This window comes from Kutzneria sp. 744 (genome assembly GCF_000568255.1).
Classification (GTDB): Bacteria; Actinomycetota; Actinomycetes; order Mycobacteriales; family Pseudonocardiaceae; genus Kutzneria.
This window is the reverse complement of sequence record NZ_KK037166.1, coordinates 9,095,834-9,114,988: the sequence shown is the minus strand read 5'-3', so window position 1 is coordinate 9,114,988 and position 19,155 is coordinate 9,095,834. Positions and strand designations below refer to the sequence as shown.

General features: G+C 70.6%; 9 protein-coding genes and 1 pseudogene. All 10 read right to left on the bottom strand.

Annotated features, from left to right (window positions below):
- Position 1: 1 nt before the first annotated feature.
- A complete protein-coding gene (locus tag KUTG_RS41770) occupies positions 2-8,428 on the bottom strand; it encodes a WXG100-like domain-containing protein (protein ID WP_043724978.1) in 8,427 nt (2,808 codons plus the stop codon).
- A gap of 78 nt (positions 8,429-8,506) precedes the next feature.
- Complete coding sequence (locus tag KUTG_RS41765; protein WP_043724975.1) at positions 8,507-9,331, bottom strand: hypothetical protein; 825 nt, start codon at positions 9,329-9,331, stop codon at positions 8,507-8,509.
- 627 nt (positions 9,332-9,958) lie between these two features.
- The gene (locus KUTG_RS41760) at positions 9,959-10,390 is read right to left on the bottom strand and encodes a YbaB/EbfC family nucleoid-associated protein (RefSeq protein WP_043724972.1); all 432 of its coding nucleotides are present in this window, start codon (positions 10,388-10,390) and stop codon (positions 9,959-9,961) included.
- A 28-nt stretch (positions 10,391-10,418) separates the two neighbouring features.
- Entirely contained in the window at positions 10,419-13,556 is a 3,138-nt protein-coding gene (locus KUTG_RS41755; protein WP_043724971.1) for a hypothetical protein, read from the bottom strand.
- An 83-nt stretch (positions 13,557-13,639) separates the two neighbouring features.
- Entirely contained in the window at positions 13,640-14,212 is a 573-nt protein-coding gene (locus tag KUTG_RS41750) for a hypothetical protein (RefSeq protein ID WP_043724968.1), read from the bottom strand.
- A gap of 16 nt (positions 14,213-14,228) precedes the next feature.
- The gene (locus KUTG_RS41745) at positions 14,229-14,516 is read right to left on the bottom strand and encodes a hypothetical protein (RefSeq protein ID WP_043724966.1); all 288 of its coding nucleotides are present in this window, start codon (positions 14,514-14,516) and stop codon (positions 14,229-14,231) included.
- 43 nt (positions 14,517-14,559) lie between these two features.
- On the bottom strand, positions 14,560-14,889 hold the full coding sequence (locus KUTG_RS41740) for a WXG100 family type VII secretion target (RefSeq protein WP_043724963.1): 330 nt from the start codon (positions 14,887-14,889) through the stop codon (positions 14,560-14,562).
- A 71-nt stretch (positions 14,890-14,960) separates the two neighbouring features.
- Positions 14,961-16,478, bottom strand: a complete 1,518-nt coding sequence (locus KUTG_RS41735; protein WP_052396032.1) for an AAA family ATPase — start codon at positions 16,476-16,478, stop codon at positions 14,961-14,963.
- Positions 16,479-16,800: 322 nt separating this feature from the next.
- On the bottom strand, positions 16,801-18,318 hold the full coding sequence (locus tag KUTG_RS41730) for a right-handed parallel beta-helix repeat-containing protein (protein WP_052396031.1): 1,518 nt from the start codon (positions 18,316-18,318) through the stop codon (positions 16,801-16,803).
- Positions 18,315-19,155, bottom strand: a pseudogene (locus tag KUTG_RS59640) (hypothetical protein); the annotation flags it as partial. The gene KUTG_RS41730 and the pseudogene KUTG_RS59640, both read right to left, overlap by 4 nt.

Below are 19,155 nucleotides of genomic sequence, written 5' to 3'. Positions count from 1 at the left end.
GTTACGGATCGGCCATCAGGTGCTCACGGCCCAGGTTCAGCAGATCAGAAGTGGTGTCCTTGATCAACTGTAGGTGCGCGTGCTCCCGCGAGCCCGGCGGCACGTCGCCGACCACCGAGAAGTCGAGGTCGCTGGCCGGACCCAGCTCCCGGCGCCCGTAGCTGCCGACCGCGACCACCGACCACGGGTGCTCCGGCGCGCCGACCATCTTCACGGCCTGCTTCACGGCCTCGGCCACGACCCGGTCGGCCGAATTCACCACGTGATCGGAGACCGCCCGCGCGGTCGGGCCGTCGAGCTTGCTGTTGCCGCCCGCCAGAGCCTTCGCGGTCTCGGAGGTGACCTTCATCCGAGTGGCCAGGTCCTCGGCCGTCCGGTGCACGTCCTGGAGGTGGTGCGAGACCAGGCGCTTGCCCAACTCGTCGGCGTACTGCTTGCGGACGCCCTCGTCGATGTTCGGGTGCGACAACTTGGTGGCCAGATCCCTGGCCACGTCGTCGCCCGTCTTGTCGGCCAGGTGCCGGGCCAGGTCGAGGCCGGCGGCGTCGCCCCACTTGCCGGCCTTGCCGGCGAAGGTCTCCGTCATCTGGTCGACCAGCTGACGCTCGCCGGGGGTGTAGTCGTCCTCCGGCATCGTCCGCTCGGACAGCGGCCGGGTGACGGTCGGCGCCTCCGGCGGCGGTCCGTCGTGGTGGGCGGTGTTGTCGTGCGGCTGCTGGTCGTGGCTGGTCTGCTCGTGGCTCGTGGACGGCTCGTGGCTGGTGGACGGCTGGTGGCTGGTGGACGCGCCGTGGTCGGCCGGCGGGACGTGGCCGGCCGCGCCGTCGTGGCCGGTGACCGGAGTGTGGGTGACCGGAGTGTGGGTGGCCGGCGGGTTGCCATCACCCTCGCGGTTGAAGGACGGCGCCGGCCGGGACGTCACCGGGTTCGGGTCGTTGCGCAGGCCGCCGTGCTGGTTGACGTAGTCGTCGATCTCCTGCTGCGACGGCTTGGGCGGCATGTCGTCGCCGAGGCGGGTGTTCATCCTCGGGTCGCCGAAGACCTGCGACATCGGGGTGTCCATGTGGAACACCTCGGCGCCGTCGTGCCGCACGGGGCCGCCGACCTGGGTCTCGGTCGGGTTGATGAACGCGACCGAGTCGCCGTCGTGCGAGGACACTGTCTTGGTCAGCACCATGCCGACCGGGTGGTTGTCGTTCTTCGGGTCGTAGCCGGGCACGAAGCGGCGGTCGTCGCCCTCGCCCATCCCCTTGTGCCCCATGGCCGCGGCGGCGGCGACGGTCCGGTCGGCGCTGAACGGCACGAACCGGGTGTCCCGGGTGCTGAAGTCCGGCCGCTCGCCATTGCCCAGCGACGGGATCTCGCCCCGCTCCACCTGGCTCCAGGTCGGGTGCCAGGAGGAGATGCCCCGGTACAGCTTGAGACCGCCCTTCAGGTAGTCGTCCACCTGCTTGAAGACGATCTCCTGGTCACGGTGGTCGGCGTTCTGCGCAAGCAGGTCCTTGCTGATGTACACGTCGTGGTCGTTGAGCTTGTAGAAGCCGCCCACGTCGTGCGCGTCGAGGGTGTTGTGCTCCAGGTCGAGCTGGACCGTCTCCGGCCCGGCCACGGCGTTCTTGATCTTGTCCCACCACGGGGCCGACCGCGAGTTCGGCGAGTTCGGGTCGTTACGCAGCCCGCCGTGCTCGTCCTTGTAGGTCTGGACGTCGTGGTCGGACGGCTTGGGCGGCATGAACGAGCCCAGCGTGCTGCCGTCGTCCTTGCCGCCGAAGACCGCGTGCGCCGGCGTGCCCATGTGGAAGTGCTTGGCGTCGTAGTCGTGGATCGGGCCGCCGACCTGGGTCTCGCCGGAGTTGATGAACGCGACCTCGTCGCCGTTGTTGGCCGAGACCTTCTTGGTCACCACCATGCCGACCGGGTGCGCCGGGTCGTTCGGGTCGTAGCCGGGCACGAAGCGGCGGTCGTCGCCCTCGCCCATCCCCTTGTGGCCCATGGCCGCGCCCATCGCCACGTTGTGGTCGGCGGTGAACGGCACGTACTTGGTGTCGCGCGTGCTGAAGTCCGGGTGGTCGCCGCTGCCCAGCGGCGGGATCTCGCCGCCCTCGACCTGGAGCCAGGTCGGGTGCCAGGCCGAGATGCCGCGGTGCAGCGTCAGCCCGTCGTTGCCCAGGTACTGCTTGACCTGGTCGTAGACGATCGCGGCATCGTGCGGATCCTTGCCGTCGATCAGGTGCGAGCTGATGAAGACGTTGTGGTCGTCCAGCTTGTGGAAGCCGCCGACCCGGTGCGAGTTGACGCTGTGGCCGCCGCCGAGGTCGATGTGCTCCGGCGGGTTGAAGGCGTTCTTGATGCTGTCGAACAGGCCGTGCCGGTCCTCGCGGGTGGCCGGACCGTGCTCGTGCGGCTTGCCGCCGCCGACCGGGTGGCCCTCGAAGTCGTGCGCGCCGAAGGCGTTCCTGGCGGCCTGGTTGGCCACGTCGATGTGCTGGGAATCCCAGTGGTTGCCGGACTCGATCCGGTTCGCGATGTCGTCACGGGTGCGCTGGTCGACACCCGGCAGGTAACGTTCCGGGTCGTTGCGCACCTCGTCGGCCGTGCGCTGCCAGATGTCGCGGCTTTGGTGGCCGCTGCCGAGGTGGTCGTTCAGGTGGCTGGCGAAGGACCGGCCGACACCAGAGCCCGGGGCCGGGCTGTGCGGCACCGGCTCCTCGGTGTGCGGCGCGGGCTCCTCGCTGCGCGGCGGCGGCGTGTTCTCCCTGTGGTGCAAGCCTTCCGGCACCGGCTGCTTGCCGGTGAACATGTCATGCGAGGTGTCCGGCAACGCCGCATGGTCGTGCGCGACATCCTCGATACCCTTGATGTCCTTGGGCTGGTAACGAGAACTCGGATTCGCCAGACCGTCACCCATCGGGCTCTTGCCGTCGTCGATCCGATTGCGCAGATCGTGCCGACCACCATCGAGATTCTTGGCCCGACGACCGTCGTCACTGTTCAGGACCCGGACGTTGTCGTCCTTGCCCGAGATCCGGTTCGGATTGTCGGGCGTGCCCGCCCGGTCGTTGTAGCGGTCCGGCAAGCCGACGTAGTGGCCGACCTCGTGCGCGAACTCCCGGTCGGTCGCGTCCAGTGGGAACCGGTGCTGGTTCACCGCACCGTCCTGATCCACACGGATGGTCTCGTGCGCACCCTTGGGGTCGTCGTGGAACTCGACCCGCACGTGCAGCTCGTCACCCGAGCTGGGCAGCTTGTGCTGGTTGTTGAACGCCTTGTCGACGCCGTTCTGCACCCGCTGCTTGAAGTTCTCGATGTGCGTGTCGGTGACGCCCGGGCCCTTGTCGATGTGGAACTTGACCGTGTGCTCCCGCACCCAGCGGCCCGGCTCCACCTCCATCCGCCGCACGTCATAGTGAATCTTGCCGTCGACCCGGTTCAGCTCGGCCGGCCGGCCGTCGCCATGCGTGCGCGGCACGTTCCGCTTCACATCCGGGTCGTCCAGATTGACCGTCCGATGTGGAGCCCGGTCCCGGCCCTCGTTGTACTGCTTGTTCCACTCCTGCTCGGACAGGTGCTCGGGCTTGCGCGGACCCGAGTGGGTGGCCGGCGGCGGGGTCTCGGTGTGCGGCGTTTGCTCGCCCGTGTGCGGCGTCGGCGCAGTGTCGTGGTGAGTGGTGTCGTGGTGAGTGGTGTCGTGGTGAGTGGTGTCGTGGTGAGTGGTGTCGTTGTTGTGTTCGGCCGGCGGGCGGTTGTTCCCGGCGTGGTCGCCTTGGTGGTTCGAGTCGCCGGTGTTGCCGTCGCGCGTCGAGTCGCCGGTGCGGGGCGCGCCGCCGGTGTTGCTGTGCGGCGCGGTGTTGCTGTCGTGCGGGGCGGTGCTGCTGTCATGCGGGGTGTGGTCGACCGGCGGCGCGGATCGGCTCTCTGGCGGCAGCTCCGTGCGCACGTGCTGGTTCAGGAAGTCCATGTACCGCTGCGTGGTGTCGTGGACCTTCTGCATGTCCGCGGCCTCGCCGTGGCTCAGCACATAGGTGTTGTTCTCGATCTTCGACTCGTCGTTGGGGCTCTTGCCGAACGAGAACCGACCCTTCGGCGGCGGCGCCCGGAAAGTGTCCTTCTCACCGCCGTACGCGCTGTGCATCCGCTGCCGCAGCGCCGACACCTTGTCCATGGCGTCGCGCACGTCCTTGGCCAACGCCGGCGGCAACGTGCCCTGGTGCTCCAACGCGTTCACACGATCGTTCGTGTTGGTGTGGTGGGTGATCCCCGAATCCACCGCCAGCCCCCGGGTGCCCAGCGTCAGCGCCCGCTGGAACCGGTCCTTGACGTTGACGTCCTTGGTCCAGTCCACCGGCTTGCGGAAGTCGTGCAGGTTGTCCCGCAAGCCGTCGCGCACGTTCTCCCGGTCGTTCCGGTCCACGTTGCCGATGGTGTCTTTCATCTGGTCGTGCGCCGGCGTGCCGTGCGAGTTGTCCAAGTTGGGCACACCGTCGATGTGGACCGGCCGGGAGTCGTAGACCACGCCGGCGTTCGGCGCGTCGCCCGGCATCCGCCGGCTGGTGTTCGCGACCGGCCCGGGACGCGCGTCGGCGTGGGTGTCCAGCCACAGCGTGTCCGCCTCGAACAGCGACTTGCCGTGCGGGGACCGCTCGTTCGGATCGGCCATCAGGTGCTCACGGCCCAGGTTCAGCAGATCAGAAGTGGTGTCCTTGATCAACTGTAGGTGCGCGTGCTCCCGCGAGCCCGGCGGCACGTCGCCGACCACCGAGAAGTCGAGGTCGCTGGCCGGACCCAGCTCCCGGCGCCCGTAGCTGCCGACCGCGACCACCGACCACGGGTGCTCCGGCGCGCCGACCATCTTCACGGCCTGCTTCACGGCCTCGGCCACGACCCGGTCGGCCGAATTCACCACGTGATCGGAGACCGCCCGCGCGGTCGGGCCGTCGAGCTTGCTGTTGCCGCCCGCCAGAGCCTTCGCGGTCTCGGAGGTGACCTTCATCCGAGTGGCCAGGTCCTCGGCCGTCCGGTGCACGTCCTGGAGGTGGTGCGAGACCAGGCGCTTGCCCAACTCGTCGGCGTACTGCTTGCGGACGCCCTCGTCGATGTTCGGGTGCGACAACTTGGTGGCCAGGTCCTTCGACCCCTCGTCGCCCAGCCGGTCGGCCAGGTGCTTGGCCAGGTCGAGGCCCCCGGCGTCGCCCCACTTGCCGGCCTTGTCGGCAAAACCGTCGGCCATCTGGTCGACCATGCGCCGCTCGCCGTCGGTGTACATGCCCTCGGGCATCGTCCGCTCGGCCAGCTTGGGGGTGATGTGCGGCGCCGCCGGTTGCGGGCCGTCGTCGTGGTGGCCGGTGTTGTTGTCGTGCGCCGGCTGGTCGTGCGTGGTCTGGTCGTGGCTCGTGGCGGGTTCGTGGCTGGTGGACGGGCCGTGGTCGGCCGGCGGCACGTGGCTGGACGAGCCGTCGTGGCTGGTCGCCGCCGCGTGCGGGGCCGGGGTCGGGACAGCCGGGGTGTGGGTGGCCGGCGGGTTGCCGTCGCCCTCGCGGTTGAAGGACGGCGCCGGCCGGGACGTCACCGGGTTCGGCTCGTTGTGCCGGTCGCCGCTCTCCGTCTTCGGTCGCGGCGGTGCCGTCCGGTTCTGGTCGTCGCGGCCCTTCGGCGCCGTGTCCGGCTTGTCGTTGGCGCGGGTGTTCGGCCGGTTGTCCGACGGCTGCGACCGGTTCGGCGTCGGCGACGCCGTCTCCCGCTCCGGCCTGCCGCTGGTGTTGTTCGACGGCCCGCCGTGGTGGTCGCCGCCGACGCCCATCGGTGGCGACGCGACCGGGTTCTCCTGCGGCGTCTGGGTTTCGTGCGGGGTCGGCGTCTCGTTGTGCGGCACCGGCTGCTCGATCGCCGCCTCGTGCGGCACCGGCGCGGCCGGGGTGTGGTCGACCGGCGGGACGTGGTTGACGGCCGGAGCGTTCTCGGCCGGCGGGGTGTGGTTGACGGCCGGCGCGTTCTCCACCGGCGGCGTGCGCTCGGCCGGCGGGGTGTGGTTGACGACCGGGGCGTTGTCGGCGGGCGGGGTGTGCTGGGCCGGCGGCTCGTGCGGGGCCTGCTGGGTGAGCGGCTGCTGGACCGGTGCCTCGTGCTGGGTGACCGGCTCGTGGTTGGTGGTGGTGTTGTCGTGCGTGACCGGAGCGCTGTCCTTGGGCAGGTTGCTCTCGGTACTGATCTTCGGCGCGTCGGTCTTGGGGGTGTGGTCGACGGTGACCGGGCGGTCCGAGCCGCGCGGCGGCGGGGTGGCGGACGGCTGCGTCGGGGTGTTCGTGGTGCCGCGGCTCGGCGGCGGCGTGTTGCTGACGCCGCGTTCGCCGCCGGTGGTGTTGTTGTTGCCGCGGTTGTCGGTGACGGGGCCGTCGTGCTGGCCGCCCATCATCGGCGGCGGCGCGGACTGCTGCGGCTGCTGGGTGTGCGGCTGCTCCTGTGGGGCACGGGCCGGACCGCCACCGGCGTCGGAACTGGTGCCGGTGTTGGCGGGCCGCACACCGCCGAGGTTGCCGGTGTTGGTGTCCGAGCTGTGCTGCTGCACGGTCGAGTCGTCGTGGTGCTGCTGCGCCGGCGGCGGGGTCTGGTGTTGCTCGACCGGCGTGTTCTGGTGCTCGACCGGCGGCGTGGACTGGTGCTCCGCGGGCGGGGACTGATGCTGCGCGGGCGGAGTCGACTGCACCGGCGGGGCCGAGTGCTCGGCCGGCGGGGTGGCGTGCTGCACCGGGGGCGCGGCGTGCTCCACCGGCGGGGCCGCGTGCTGAACCGGGGGCGCGGCGTGCTGCACGGGGGGCGTGGACTGCTGCACGGGCAGGGCCGCGTGCTGCGCCGGGGGCGTCTGGTGCTGCGCCGGAGGTGTGGCCTGCTCGGGCGGGGGCGTCTGGGTGTGCTGCACGGGCGGCGGCGCGGACGTCTCGGTGCTCTGCTGCACCGGAGGGGCCGCGTGCTCGGTCGGCGGGGTCTGCTGCGTCTGCGGCGGAGTCTCGTGGGACGGGGGCGGAGTCTGCGAACCCTGCCCACGCGGCGGAGTCGACTGCAGCACGGGCGGCGTGTTGCTGCCACGAGAAGGCGGCGGCGTGGAGGACGAGGAGCCACCACGCGAAGGAGCCTGCGGCGGCGGGGCGTCCTGGCCCTGCTGCACGGGCGGCGCATCCTGATGCTGCACGGGCGGCGGCGCGCCCTGCGAGCCGGTGTTCTCGGCCGGCGGCGGCACGTGGTTCTGCGACCCGGAGTTGTTCTGCGACCCGGAGTTGTTCTGGGAGCCGGTGTTCTCCACCGGCGGCGGCACGTTGTTCTGCGACCCGGACGACGACGCGGGCGGCGGGGCCTCGGAACCGTGCGAGCTGTTGTTGCCGTTGCCGGTGTTGGCGAAGTTGTTGCCGCCGACGGGGGGCGGCGGGCCGTCCAGGCCCTCCAGTCCGGAGTGGTTTCCGTTGCCGTTGCCGGAGTTGAAGTCCTCGGAGTGGGTCTCCGGCGGGGTGAAGTCGCTGGAGGTGTTGGGCTTGTTGAAGTCGCCGGAGTCGAACTTGGGGGCGTTGACGTCGCCGACGTGGATGTCGCCCATGTGCGGCGAACCGCCGCCGTGGCCGCGCTTGCCACCGCCGCCCAGCGCACCGGCCAGACCCGAGGTGAGGCCGTAGCCGAGGTTGGCGTCGTCGCCGTTCATCAGGTTGCTGATCTCGGTCATGCCGAGGCCGGTGGCGCCGCCGGTGAGCAGCTGGCCGAGGAACTTGTCGCCGAAGCCGGTGGTCTTGAACTTGCTGAGGCCCATGCCGATGCCGCCGCCCAGCGCACCGCCGATCGCGCCCATCTCGGCGGCGCTGCCGGTGTTGGCCCAGTTCCACGAGAAGTCGTCGCCGTTGAGCTTGGCCTTGATCGCCTGGATGGTCTGGATGGCGACGTCCAGCGCGACCTGGGAGACGACGCCCATCAGGATGGCCATCGCCAGCCGCCGCAGGATCATCGTCACGGTCAGCCGGGTGGCGGCGACGAAGCCGGGCACCAGCGCCTCGCTGGCGCCGAAGGTCCAGAACGCGTTGGCCGCGGCCCAGGCCAGCTCGGCGGCCAGCAGCACCAGCTGGCCGATGATCATGTACTTGGAGTACTCGGTCTGCTGCGCGGTCTTGTTGGACAGCTTGGTGATCTGCTTGCCCGCGTCGACCAGGGCCGGCAGCTGCTTGTGCATCTGGGTGACGAACTGCGCGAACGCCTCGGCCGGCTGGCCGCTGAGATTGCCGGTGACCAGATTGAACAGCGGCTCGAACTCGCCGGAGATCTCCTGGATGGAGTTCGAGAACTCGGTCCACGCGCGGCCGAGCTCGCGCAGCTTGTCCTCGTCACCCTTGGGCCACGCCTGACCGGCAACGATCTTGAACAACCAGTCAAGCTCGGAGGGCATCTCCAGACTCATGGCCTGTCCTTCGTCCTTCTCACGGCAATCCGACGGCGGTCGGGCCCGGCCCGCCGGTGGCGGACCGGGCCCGGTCGGTCACTGCTCGGGGACCGCGGGGATTCGCGGTTCGAGCGGGGTGAACCGCTCCGGCTCCAACTCGGCGAAGCCGGCCGGCTCGGCGGGCACGCCCTCACGCGCGGGTTCCAGCAGCCGTTCCGACACCGGCAGCGCCGGCTCGGTCAGCCGCACCGGTTCGTCCATCCGGACCGGTTCGAGCCGATGCGCCGGCTGGAGCGGGGTTGCATCCTGGACCCGCTCGAACGCGTGCACCGGCTGCGCCAGGGTGCCTTCGTGCACTCGCTCGAACGAATGCGTCGGCTGCAACGGCGTTGCTTCGTGCACCCGCTCGAACGTCTGCACCGGCGTGCCCTCGTGCACCGACTTGAAGAACCGGGGCTCGGCCGGGATGGACTCGTGGGCCGGCAACAGCGTGCCCTCGCGCCGAACCCCCTGCTGCAACGGTTGCGCCGGGATCGCCTCCTCACGGGCCAAAAGGTGATGCGCCGGCGTCGCGGGAATCGCTTCCTCGCGGGCCAACAGCGGATGCGCCGGCGTCGCCGGAATCGCCTCCTCACGCGCCAACAACGGATGCGCCGGCTCCGCCGGCAGCAACCGGCCCTCGGCCAGGACACCGCGCTGCATCGGCTCGGCCGGCACGCCGTCTTCCTGCGGCAGCAACCGTTCCATGGGGCGGAGCGGCTCGGCCGGGATGCCGGGCTGCGCGGCCTCGAACCGGGCCGGCTGCAACGGCTCCAGCGGCGTGCCCTCCTCACGGCCGAGCGCAATGCCCGGCTCCATCGGCTCCAGCGCGTCCATCCGCTTGGCCGGAATGCCCGCCTCCTCCGGGAGCAGGGCATCCATCTCTTTTCCGGCCCTGTAACGGCTCCAGCGGGGTTTTTCTCCTCACGGCCGAGCATGGTGCCGGGCTCCATGGGCATCAGCGCGTCCATCCGCCGCCGGGCCTGCAACGGCTCCAGGGGCGTGCCGTCTGGGTTGGTGGCCGGGATGCCGGGCTCCCTTTCCAGGGCGTCCATCCGCCTGGCCTTCATGAACTGCCGCGGCTGCATCACGTCGTCCATCCGACGGGCCCGGGTCAGCGGCGGGTTGTCGCCGCCACCACCGCCACCGCCGTAGTTGCCGCCGCCGGAGCCGTCGGAGTCCGAGTTGAGGTTCCGCGCGGTCTCCTTCGCCGAGTCGTCGATCTTGCTGTAGCCGGTCATCATGCCCTTGATGCCCTTCGCCACACCGTGCGTGGCGTCGGCCATGCCGGACGCGCCCTGCAGCGTCTGGTCCCGGCTGGTGCCGTACTGCTTCCAGAAGTTCTCGCCGTTCTTGTCCTCGCCCCACGGCTTGCCCAGGCTGTCCAAAGTGGACTCAAGCTGCTGGGTGATCTGCGAGATCCGGTCGCCCAGGCTCTGCAGGCCGGCGACCGCAGGCGCCATGCCCTCGGTGCTGACCGAGAAGTTGCTGTCGGCCATCGGAACCTCCTCAGTCCTCGGCGCCGGGAACGCGGCCGTTGTCCACGTACTCGCGGACCGCGTCCGACATGAACGGGTTGCGCGGCAGCGCCTTGCCCAGCTCGGAGTTCTCGCCGAACAGCTGCGAGATGTCGATGCCGGCCGGCGCGTTGGCCGCCATCAGCTCCTGCTGCTGCTTCATCACGTGCGCGCGGGCCGCGTTGAACGTCTCCATGATCACGTTGGCCAGCTCCATCGGCGCCATCTCGCGGTAGGCGTCGGTGGGGAACTTCAGCTCGAGGATCTGACCCTGCGGACCCACCGTCACCGACACCGACTTGCGCTGCGAGGCGGCGGTGCCGGTGATCTCCTGCATCTGCTTCTGGTGCTCGGTGATCTGCTCGAGCTGGCGGTGGTAGTCGGCCATCATCTCGTTGATGGCCTCGTCGTACGGCGACGACATGGTCAGCTCCTCTCACTCGTCGAGACGGTCATCCCAGCACCCCCGGCAGGTCCGAGCTACGCCCGTCCCACTGGTCGGACCGGCGGTCGAGCAGGTCGGCGGATGTGCGCTCCGGCTCCTCCTCGCCGTCCTCGGCGTCCGCGTCGGGCTCGGGTTCGGGCTCCGGCATCGGCTCGGGCATCGCCGCCGAGCTGCGCAGCACGACCTCCTCGGCCGGCTGCCCCGGCGCGGTGACGACCTTCTCCGGCCGCCACGTCGCCAGGTGCGGCTGGTCGGCCGGAGCCGGCACGCCACGCATGTCGCCCTGCACCCACTTGTCGTTGTCCTCGACGGGCGCGTCGGTCTGGACGTCGCCGTCATTGTTCCGGCCGCCGCGGCCGAACAGCCACGGCATCACCGCGACCGAACCGGCAGCACCCGCCTCCCACGCCGTGAAGTCCTCGGCGCCGTCCTGACCGTTCACCATGGCCACACGGTCGGGAGGCGTCATCGGTTCAGCCGGCACGGCGTCGTGCTGGGTTCCGCCCGGGTGGCCGTGCTGGTGCTCGGCGAAGCCGGACTCGGAGAACGCCGTCCCGCCCGGGGCGAGCAGCTGCGAGGCCTCGGACCGATGCTCGCCCGGCGCGGCGCCGGTCGACGCCGACGTCGGCAGCGGTGGGATCATCATCGGGTCGGCGGAGGTGGTCGCAAAAAAAGGCTGTCCGTCGCCGACCACGGTCGCGTCGGTCGCCGGCAGGTCGGACAGGCCGCCGCCACCGCCGACCGCGCCGGTGCCACCGGTGATCAGCCCCGACGGGTCGCTGCCGCCGTCCTCCGAACCACCCGGGAACTCGGTCGGGTTGAGCAGGACGCTGGCGTCGGACCGGGTCGGCGCGTTGTTCTGGCCGGCGCCGGCGCCGGCGCCGCCCATGCCGCCGCCCGGCATCATCGGCATGCCCGGGGTCCCGGCCGGGCCGCCCGCGGACGCGAGCTGCTGCGGGGTGGCCTCCAGGCCGTCCGGGCCGAGGGCCTCCTCGACCGGCAGGTTCGGGTTGTCGACGGAGGTGCCGTCCGGCGCGGTGGCCGGGCCGAGGTCGCCGTCGAACGCCGACACCTGCGGGATGTCCAGGCCGGACAGGCCGCCGGAGCCACCCTCCGCGGCGCCCGCGCCGCCGGTGATCAGACCCGACGGGTCGCCGATCGTGTCGTCCAGGCTGCCCGGGAACGCCGTCGGGTTGAGCAGGCCGCTCGCGTCCGACTTGACCGGCTGGTTGTTCTGCCCGCCCTGGCCGCCGCCCATGCCGCCCATGCCCGGCGACATCGGCATGCCCGGCGCACCGGGGCCGCCGGCCTGCTGCTGCTGGCCGCCGCCGAGGTTCTCGGTGCTGAGGCCGCCGTCACCGAGACCGGCCAGCGACGGGTCGCTGACATCGGTGCCGCCCGGGAATCCCTCCAGCGACGGCAGGTCGGCCGCGCCACCGAGGCCGCCACCGCCACCACCGGCGCCGGTGTCGAGTCCGTCCAGACCGGACAGTCCGCCGCCGAGACCGGACAGCGCACCGGGGCCGCCGGTGAGCAGGCCGGACGAGTCGAAGCCACCGCCGAGGTCGCCGGGGAACGGCGTCGGGTTGAGCAGGCCGCTCGCGTCCGACTTGACCGGGTTGTTCTGGTTGCCCTGACCGCCACCCATGCCGCCCATACCGGGCGGCATCATCGGCATGCCGGAACCCATGTTGCCCTGGCTGCCGGGGCCGTTGGCTCCGCCGAGGCCGGAGTCGCCGAGGCCGGGGAAGCCCTGCAGCGCAGGGTTGTCCGACACCAGGTTTTTGCCGAGGTCGCCGAGGCCGCCGGCGTCACCGAGGCCGTCTGCGCCACCGCCGACACCACCGCCGGCGCCGCCACCGAGGCCCGGGAAGTCCTTCAGAGCCGGATTGTCCAGGCCGCTGGTGTCCAGACCGCTGCCGTCGGCGAACGGGTCGCTGCTGTTGTTCAGGCCGCTGGTGGCGAGGTTGTTGTCCAGCCCGCTGTTGCCGAGACCGCTGTTGCCCAGGCCGGGGAAGTTCGTCAGCGGCGGCGGCGAGAAGGCCGAGCCGCCGCCGAGACCGCTGTCACCACCGGGGCCACCGAGGCCGCTGTCGCCGGAACCTGGGAAGTTGGACAACGGGGGCGAGTTGAAGTCGCTCAGGCCCGGACCGCTGCCCCCACCGAGACCGCTGTCGCCGCCACCGGGGAAGTCGCTCAAGCCCGGACCGCTGCCCCCACCGAGACCGCTGTCGCCACCGCCGGGGAAGTCGCTCAAGCCCGGACCGCTGCCCCCACCGCCGCCGAGGCCTGGGCCACCGGTGCCGTCACCGGGGCCGGCCGCGAAGTTCTGCAGGGGCGGCGGCGTGAAGTCGCTGCCACCGGGGCCATTGCCGCCAGGGCCATTGCCGCCGGGGTTGAACGGGTCGGGGCTGCCGAACGGGTTGTTGCCGTCGCCGAAGGGGTTGTTGCCGTCCCCGAACGGGTTGTTGCCGTCCCCGAAGGGATTGTTGTTGCCGTTGCCGAACGGGTTGTTGTTGGGGTCGTTCGGGCCCGGGTTGTTGTCGGTGCTCGGCGGGGTGAAGCCGTCGTTGGTGACCTTGTAGTTGTTGGACAGGTTGGTGATGACGGTCCGCATGTCGCGGTTGAGCGCGTCGACGACCTCCTGCTTCTCGTGCACCATCACCACGCCGTCCACCACATGGGCACCCATCTTGATCGCCTGGTCGGCGTACCAGTGGTCGATGGCGTGCAGCGTGTTGATCGCGGTGGCCAGGTGCTGGCCGCTGGCGTACACCTGGTTCGGGATGTCGTCCCCGGCCACGTCGCCGGCCAGAACCTGCGCGTTGGCGTGGATGTTCTGGCCCAGCGAGTACATCATCTGGTTGAACTGGCCGGCGGCCGCGCCCTTCCAGGGCGCGTCGTCGCCGTAGGACAGGGCGTCGGCCTGGTCCTTGATGCTCTGCGCCACCATCTGGAGCGTGTTCTTCACGTACTCCAGGGTGTTGGCCGCGGTGTAGAGGGAGTTCGGGTCGGACAGGCCGCTGTTGGTGTTGTTGCCGTAGGCGCCGACGACCGCCGTCATGATCTTGTGCCAGTCCCACTGGGTGAAGTCGTCCGGGGTCCCCTCGCCGGGGTTGTTGCTGTCCGGATTCGGATCCGCCATGGCTCTTCCACTTCTCTGATCTCAGCGGGACGTGGGCACGGCCGGCCGTCCGTCCACTTCGGACGGACGGCCGGTCGCCGGCACTACGAGCCGGTGCCGAACTTGGAACCGGCCGAACCGACCGCGGTGATGTCGGAGCCCACGTCGCCCATCGCCCGCGACAGCTGCTGGCCGGTGACCTTGTTCAGGTCGTCGATGTTCTCGTAGTCCCTGGCCAGCTTGAGCACCGCCTCGTGGGTGTCAGTGACCGACTTGACGCACTTCTTGAGCACGGTCTCGAAGCCGGACTGGAGCATGCCGTCGCCGGAGTCCCCAGTGAGCATCGTCTTGATCACGTGCCCGGTGTTGAAGTCACCCGCCTGCACCTTCGGCATGCTCTGCACGTACGACAGCGCCTTGTTCAGCGGGTCGATGAGCTGACCGATGTTGTCGGCGAAGATCTTCATCGACGGCGTGCTCACCGTCGTGGTGCCGCTGCCGCCGTGACCCTTGCCGGGCACGTTCGGCGGCGTCAGCGACGGCGAGCCGTCAGGGTTGGTCGGGCCCCCGCCGGTGACCGGCGGCGGCGTGTTGTTCGGGTCCCAGTTGGTCAGACCCGGCTTCGACGACGAGGACGAATCGCCCTTGCCGCTGACGAAATCTCCGTAGCCACCCATTGTCGACCTCCAGGGGTCAGGACCAGGTCTGCGTGCCGACCTTCTCGCCGTGCGTGATCAGCTCGTGGATCTGCATCAGGTCGTGCTGGGCCCGCTGCAGCTTCTGGGTCATTTCCTCGTGCGCCTGGTTGTAGTGCTGCTGCACCAGCATGAACTGGTCCTTGGTGGCGCCGTCGGTGTCGGCCAGCCGCGAGTTGATCGCGCTGACCAGCGCCTCGCCGACCTGGGTCAGCTCGTTGGCGATGCCCTGGAGCGCCTCGCCGATCTGCGGGGTCGTGTCCAGCTGCATGGAGTAGTCGGCCATCGTCTTCTCTCTTCTCGGTTCGTTCAGGTCAGGGGAAGGAGGGTCACAGACCCTGCAGGCCGCCCATGGAGCTGGTCGTGCCGCGCGCCACCACGTTGATGTTCTCGTGGGTGCCGCTGAAGTTGCTGTGCGTGCTGACCATCTTCTCCTGCATCTCGCGCAGGGTGGACAGCACCTTGTTGGCGCCTTCCTGGAAGTTGCTCATCGCGTCCTGGAACAGCGAGGCCGCGTCGCCGGTCCACGCGGCGGCGAGCGAGTCGCACTCGCTGATGACGCGCTGCAGGTCGCTCTGCACCGAGTCGACGGCCTCCTGCTGGCTCTGCGCGGTCCCGGAGAGACCAGCAAGATCAATCTTGGAAATCGACGACGCCATGTGGCTTCGCTCCTCACAGCTGGTGGTGCGCTAGGTCACCACGTTGGGTTTGTTTCGGTGTCCGGTCCGGCTCACGCCGGCACGGGCACCGCCTTTCGCTCCTCGACCGACGGCTTGACACCGTCGAGGTCGGCCGTGGTGACCGTCCTTGAGGTGGTGCCCGCCGCGACTGCCGCGGCGAGCTTGTGCGCGTCCCGGACGCCGCCGGCCGGAAGCCCGGCCGTCAGCATCGCGGCGACGTCTTCCCCCGCCTGCCAACCGTTCTCGGTCCACCAGCGGACGACGAGTGCGGCTCGCTCGGCCGGCGAGTAGTCGGTGAAGCGCAGGTGCTCGGCGAAACGACCGGCGAGTTCGGTCCGGCCGAGCAGCGCGCCGATGAGTTGCTGCTGCCCCACGAGCAACAGCACGGTCTCCGCCGGGGCCGCCGCGAGCACCTCGCGCACCGCGTTGACGACGCGGCCCTTCTCGGCGTCCGACCGCTGCAGGAACTGCGGGTCGATGTCGACGAGCAGCGCGCCGCCGGCGGCCGCCTCGACCGCGACCCGCACCCGGATCTCGGCCTGGCCGTCGAACTTGCACGGCAGGCCGGACAGCGGCAGCTCGACGACCGCGCCGGCGGCGATCAGCCCCAGCTCGGCCAGCGAGCGGGTGAACAGCCGGGCCATGGTGCGCCGGCCGCTGCCGACCGGGCCGTCGAACACCATGTTGGCCAGCCCGCCCAGCGGCTGCCGCCGCCGGTGCAGGGCCAGCAGTCCGGTCAACCGGGCCAGCAACGCGTCCTTCACGGCCTGCTGACCGACCATTGTGGACAGTCGGCGGGCGCTCGGGCCGGGCGGCAGGTTGTCCTCGGGCGTGTCGGTGCCGTCGTCGCCCTCGGCCATCGGCACGTCGGTGGTGGCGAACCGGCTCAGCTCGTTGTCCGCGCCGCCGGAGATCGCCAGTCGGGAGGCCTGGGTGGAGATCATCGACTCGAACAGCTGCCGGGCGACACGGCCGTTGCCGAAGGTCTTGCCCTTGGGCGTCTTGTCGAAGTACCGGTGCAGCGCGTTCAGCACGTCGTCGTCGAGCTCGTAGTAGTGCTTGGCCGCCATGCCCCGCACGATGGTGACGAGCTCGTCCACCGTGTAGTTGGGGAACTCCACGGTCTTGGTGAACCGGGAGGCCATACCGGGGTTGGAGGCGAGGAACTGCGCCATCTGGTCGGTGTAGCCGGCGACGATCACCACGATGTCGGTGCGGTGGTCCTCCATCAGCTTCATGACGGTGTCCACCGCCTCCTGGCCGAAGTCCGGGCCGGAGCCGCCGGACTGGCTGGTCAGGGTGTACGCCTCGTCGATGAACAGCACGCCGCCGAGCGCCTTCTCGAACACCTCGGTGGTCTTGATGGCGGTGGCGCCGATGTACTGCGCGACCAGGTCCTGCCGCGCGACCTCGATCATGTGGCCCTGGCGGAGAATCCCCAGTTCGGCCAGCACCGAGCCGTAGAGGCGGGCGACCGTCGTCTTACCGGTGCCGGGCGGGCCGGCGAAGACCAGGTGCCGGCTCAGCGCCGGCATCGGCAGGCCCATCTGCTCCCGCCGCTGGGCCATCCGGTTCAGGTTGATCAGTCCGGTGACCTCGGCTTTTCACCGAGTCGAGGCCGACGAGGCTGTGCAGGTCGGCCAGCGGACCCTCGCCGCGGTGCCCGGCCTGCTCCTCGTGTAGAGCCTGGCACCGTTCAAGAACATCGAACTATTGACGTTTTCCCAAGACCACGAATTATAATTTGAAATATGCAACCGCGTCTCCTAATTATTATCATCTTACACCCGAGATTTCCGCCCCGCAGACGTGCTGGTTACCATCTTAAAGGCATTCTCCATAGATATTATACTTTGGTTGGCAGATTTCATAACCACATCTTTGGGACCTTTACGCCGGATCGCCCCCGGAAGCGGCCGGCGCGGCCGGCTGGGCGCTCACGGTCGGGGCCGGCGCGGGAGCCGCGGGGGCGGTCGGCGGCGTGGACGGGGCCGGCGGGGCGCTGCCCTCGTTGTCGAAGATCTCGCAGGAGTCCAGTTCGGACACTCCGCTGCCCTGGACGTCGATGCCCGGCCCGGAGTTGTGGTGCACGCGGCAGCGGGTGGCGCGCAGCGTGCCGCCGTCGGCGACGACGATGCCGGCGCCGCGGACCTCGGTGACCTCGCTGGCCTCCAGCGTCAGCACGCTGCCGGAGCCGATCTCGATCGGGCAGCCCAGCGCCGCCGCCGAGCTCACGGTCGCCCGCGCCTGGCCGGTCAGCAGCAGGCCCGCGCCGGCGGTGGTGCGCACCCGCAGCTCGTCGACCCGGCCGGTGGACGAACCCTCCAGCGCGACACCGACTCCGCCGGCCAGCTCGATGACGGCGCGGCGCAGGTCGATGCCGGAGTCGACGACCCGCACTCCCCCGTCCACGGAAAGCCCGTCGATACGCGCCTTTCCGCCGCCGCTGACCAACACTGCCGACTGGTCGGCCTTGGTGACGGTCAGCATCCTGATCGACGGGTCGGCGGAGGCGTCGACCAGCAGGCCGATCGGGCTCTCGCTGATGGTGCAGTTCTCGATCACCGGCGAGGCGCCGCCGGTCACGTGCACGCCCTGGCGCGCGGCGCCGGTGAAGGTGCAGCCCGTCAGCGTCGGCTTCGCGCCGTTGGCGATGTGCACGGCCTGGCCACCCGAACCGCTGAACGTGCAGTCGGTCATGGTGACCGCGCCCGCGCCGGTCAGGTAGGCGTCCAGACTGGCGCTCTCGGTGATGCTGACCCGGGTCAGCTCCGCCCGGCCGTCCTGCTCGATCACCACCGCCGGCTTGCCGCTGCCGACGATCTTCGTGTCGACGATCTGGCCGACCCCGGAACCGTTGACGCACAGGCCGTTGCCCTTGACGTGGTCGAAGACGCAGCCGCGCACCTGCACCCGGCCGCCCTCGGCCACGACCATCGCCGACGAGCCGACCTCGGCGATCACCGTCTCCTCGACTGAGCTGTTGCCCACCGAGGTGACCACGACGCCGGCGCCGGTCGGGTTCTGCACCCGGCACTGCCGCATCGCCAGCACGCCGGTCTGCCGGGCCAGCACGGCCGTCCAGGCCGCGCCGCCGACGCGGCAGTTGTCCAGCGCCGCCTCGCCGTGCCGGACGTCCAGCACCGGCAGCTCGGCGTCGTCGCCGGTGATGTCCAGACCGGACAGCTGCACCGCGCCGCCGGCGACCACCAGCGTGCTGCCCTTGGTGGCGTGCAGGCGAACCGTGCCGGGGCCGTCCTGGGCGCTGATGGTCACCACGCCGGTGATGGCCAGCGACTCGTCGTACCGGCCGGCGGCAACGTTGATCACCGAGCCGTCGGTGGCCTTGGCCAGCGCCTCCGCGATGGTGCGGAAGGCGCCCGGCACCTCGAGAACCTGCCGGGTCATGCGCTCGTCCTCTCCATGGCGGTGGAAAGCAGTCCGGGCGGGGCACTGGCCGTCGGCCGCGCCCCGGAGGGACCTGCGACCTGGGCCCCGGCGACCTGGGCCCACGCCTGCGCGGCCTGGTCGAGGCCGCCGAGCGCCAGGTCGTCGAACATGCTGCGGCCGGTGTTGACCTGGCCGTCCTCGCCGATCTCGGCGGTGGACAGCTCCCGCAGCAGCACCACCGGGTTCGGCTCGTCCCGGACTTCCAGCACCTTGAAGTTGGTGCCCGGCACGAACAGCACCTGGTCGGCGACGGACGGGTCGATCAGCTGGGTGCGGCGGGCGGTCATCGACCACACGCGGAACTCCACCTCGCCGGCCATGCCCGGCCGGCCGGCCGTGGTGGCGGTCAGGAAGGCCCATTCGCTGACCAGCAGGCGATTGCGGTACCAGTCCAGCTCGGACTCGCCGGCCGCGGCCCACAGCTGGGTCGCGCCGCGGTAGGACGGCAGGCGCTTCAGGCCGGACGTGACGACCCGGGCCAGCGGCACGTGCGGGCCGGGAGCGGCCGAGCGGACCGCCTCGTCCAGGCCGGCGCTGTCGCCGGTCAGGTAGACGCGGACGCCGACCAGGTCGGCCAGCACCTCGTCGGCCTGCATGCCGACGCGCAGGCCCGGCACCTGCGACAGCATCCGGGACACCGTGCTGGCGGCCACGTCGTACTGGGAGTTCAGGGTCTTGCGCAGCCAGGCCCGCTCTTCGGTCAGGCCACGGGCGGGCGGCACCGCGCATGCCCCCGGCACCGGCACCGGCTGCACCGCGACGGCACGGACGGCGACGACCTCCGGCTCCGCGACG

Coding starts and splice junctions, on each gene's coding strand:
- KUTG_RS41760 (WP_043724972.1), bottom strand. CDS start 10,390: ATGTCGTCGCCGTACGACGAGGCCATCAACGAGATGATGGCCGACTAC.
- KUTG_RS41745 (WP_043724966.1), bottom strand. CDS start 14,516: ATGGCCGACTACTCCATGCAGCTGGACACGACCCCGCAGATCGGCGAG.
- KUTG_RS41740 (WP_043724963.1), bottom strand. CDS start 14,889: ATGGCGTCGTCGATTTCCAAGATTGATCTTGCTGGTCTCTCCGGGACC.
- KUTG_RS41755 (WP_043724971.1), bottom strand. CDS start 13,556: ATGGCGGATCCGAATCCGGACAGCAACAACCCCGGCGAGGGGACCCCG.
- KUTG_RS41750 (WP_043724968.1), bottom strand. CDS start 14,212: ATGGGTGGCTACGGAGATTTCGTCAGCGGCAAGGGCGATTCGTCCTCG.
- KUTG_RS41765 (WP_043724975.1), bottom strand. CDS start 9,331: ATGGATGCCCTGCTCCCGGAGGAGGCGGGCATTCCGGCCAAGCGGATG.
- KUTG_RS41770 (WP_043724978.1), bottom strand. CDS start 8,428: ATGAGTCTGGAGATGCCCTCCGAGCTTGACTGGTTGTTCAAGATCGTT.
- KUTG_RS41735 (WP_052396032.1), bottom strand. CDS start 16,478: ATGGCCCAGCGGCGGGAGCAGATGGGCCTGCCGATGCCGGCGCTGAGC.
- KUTG_RS41730 (WP_052396031.1), bottom strand. CDS start 18,318: ATGACCCGGCAGGTTCTCGAGGTGCCGGGCGCCTTCCGCACCATCGCG.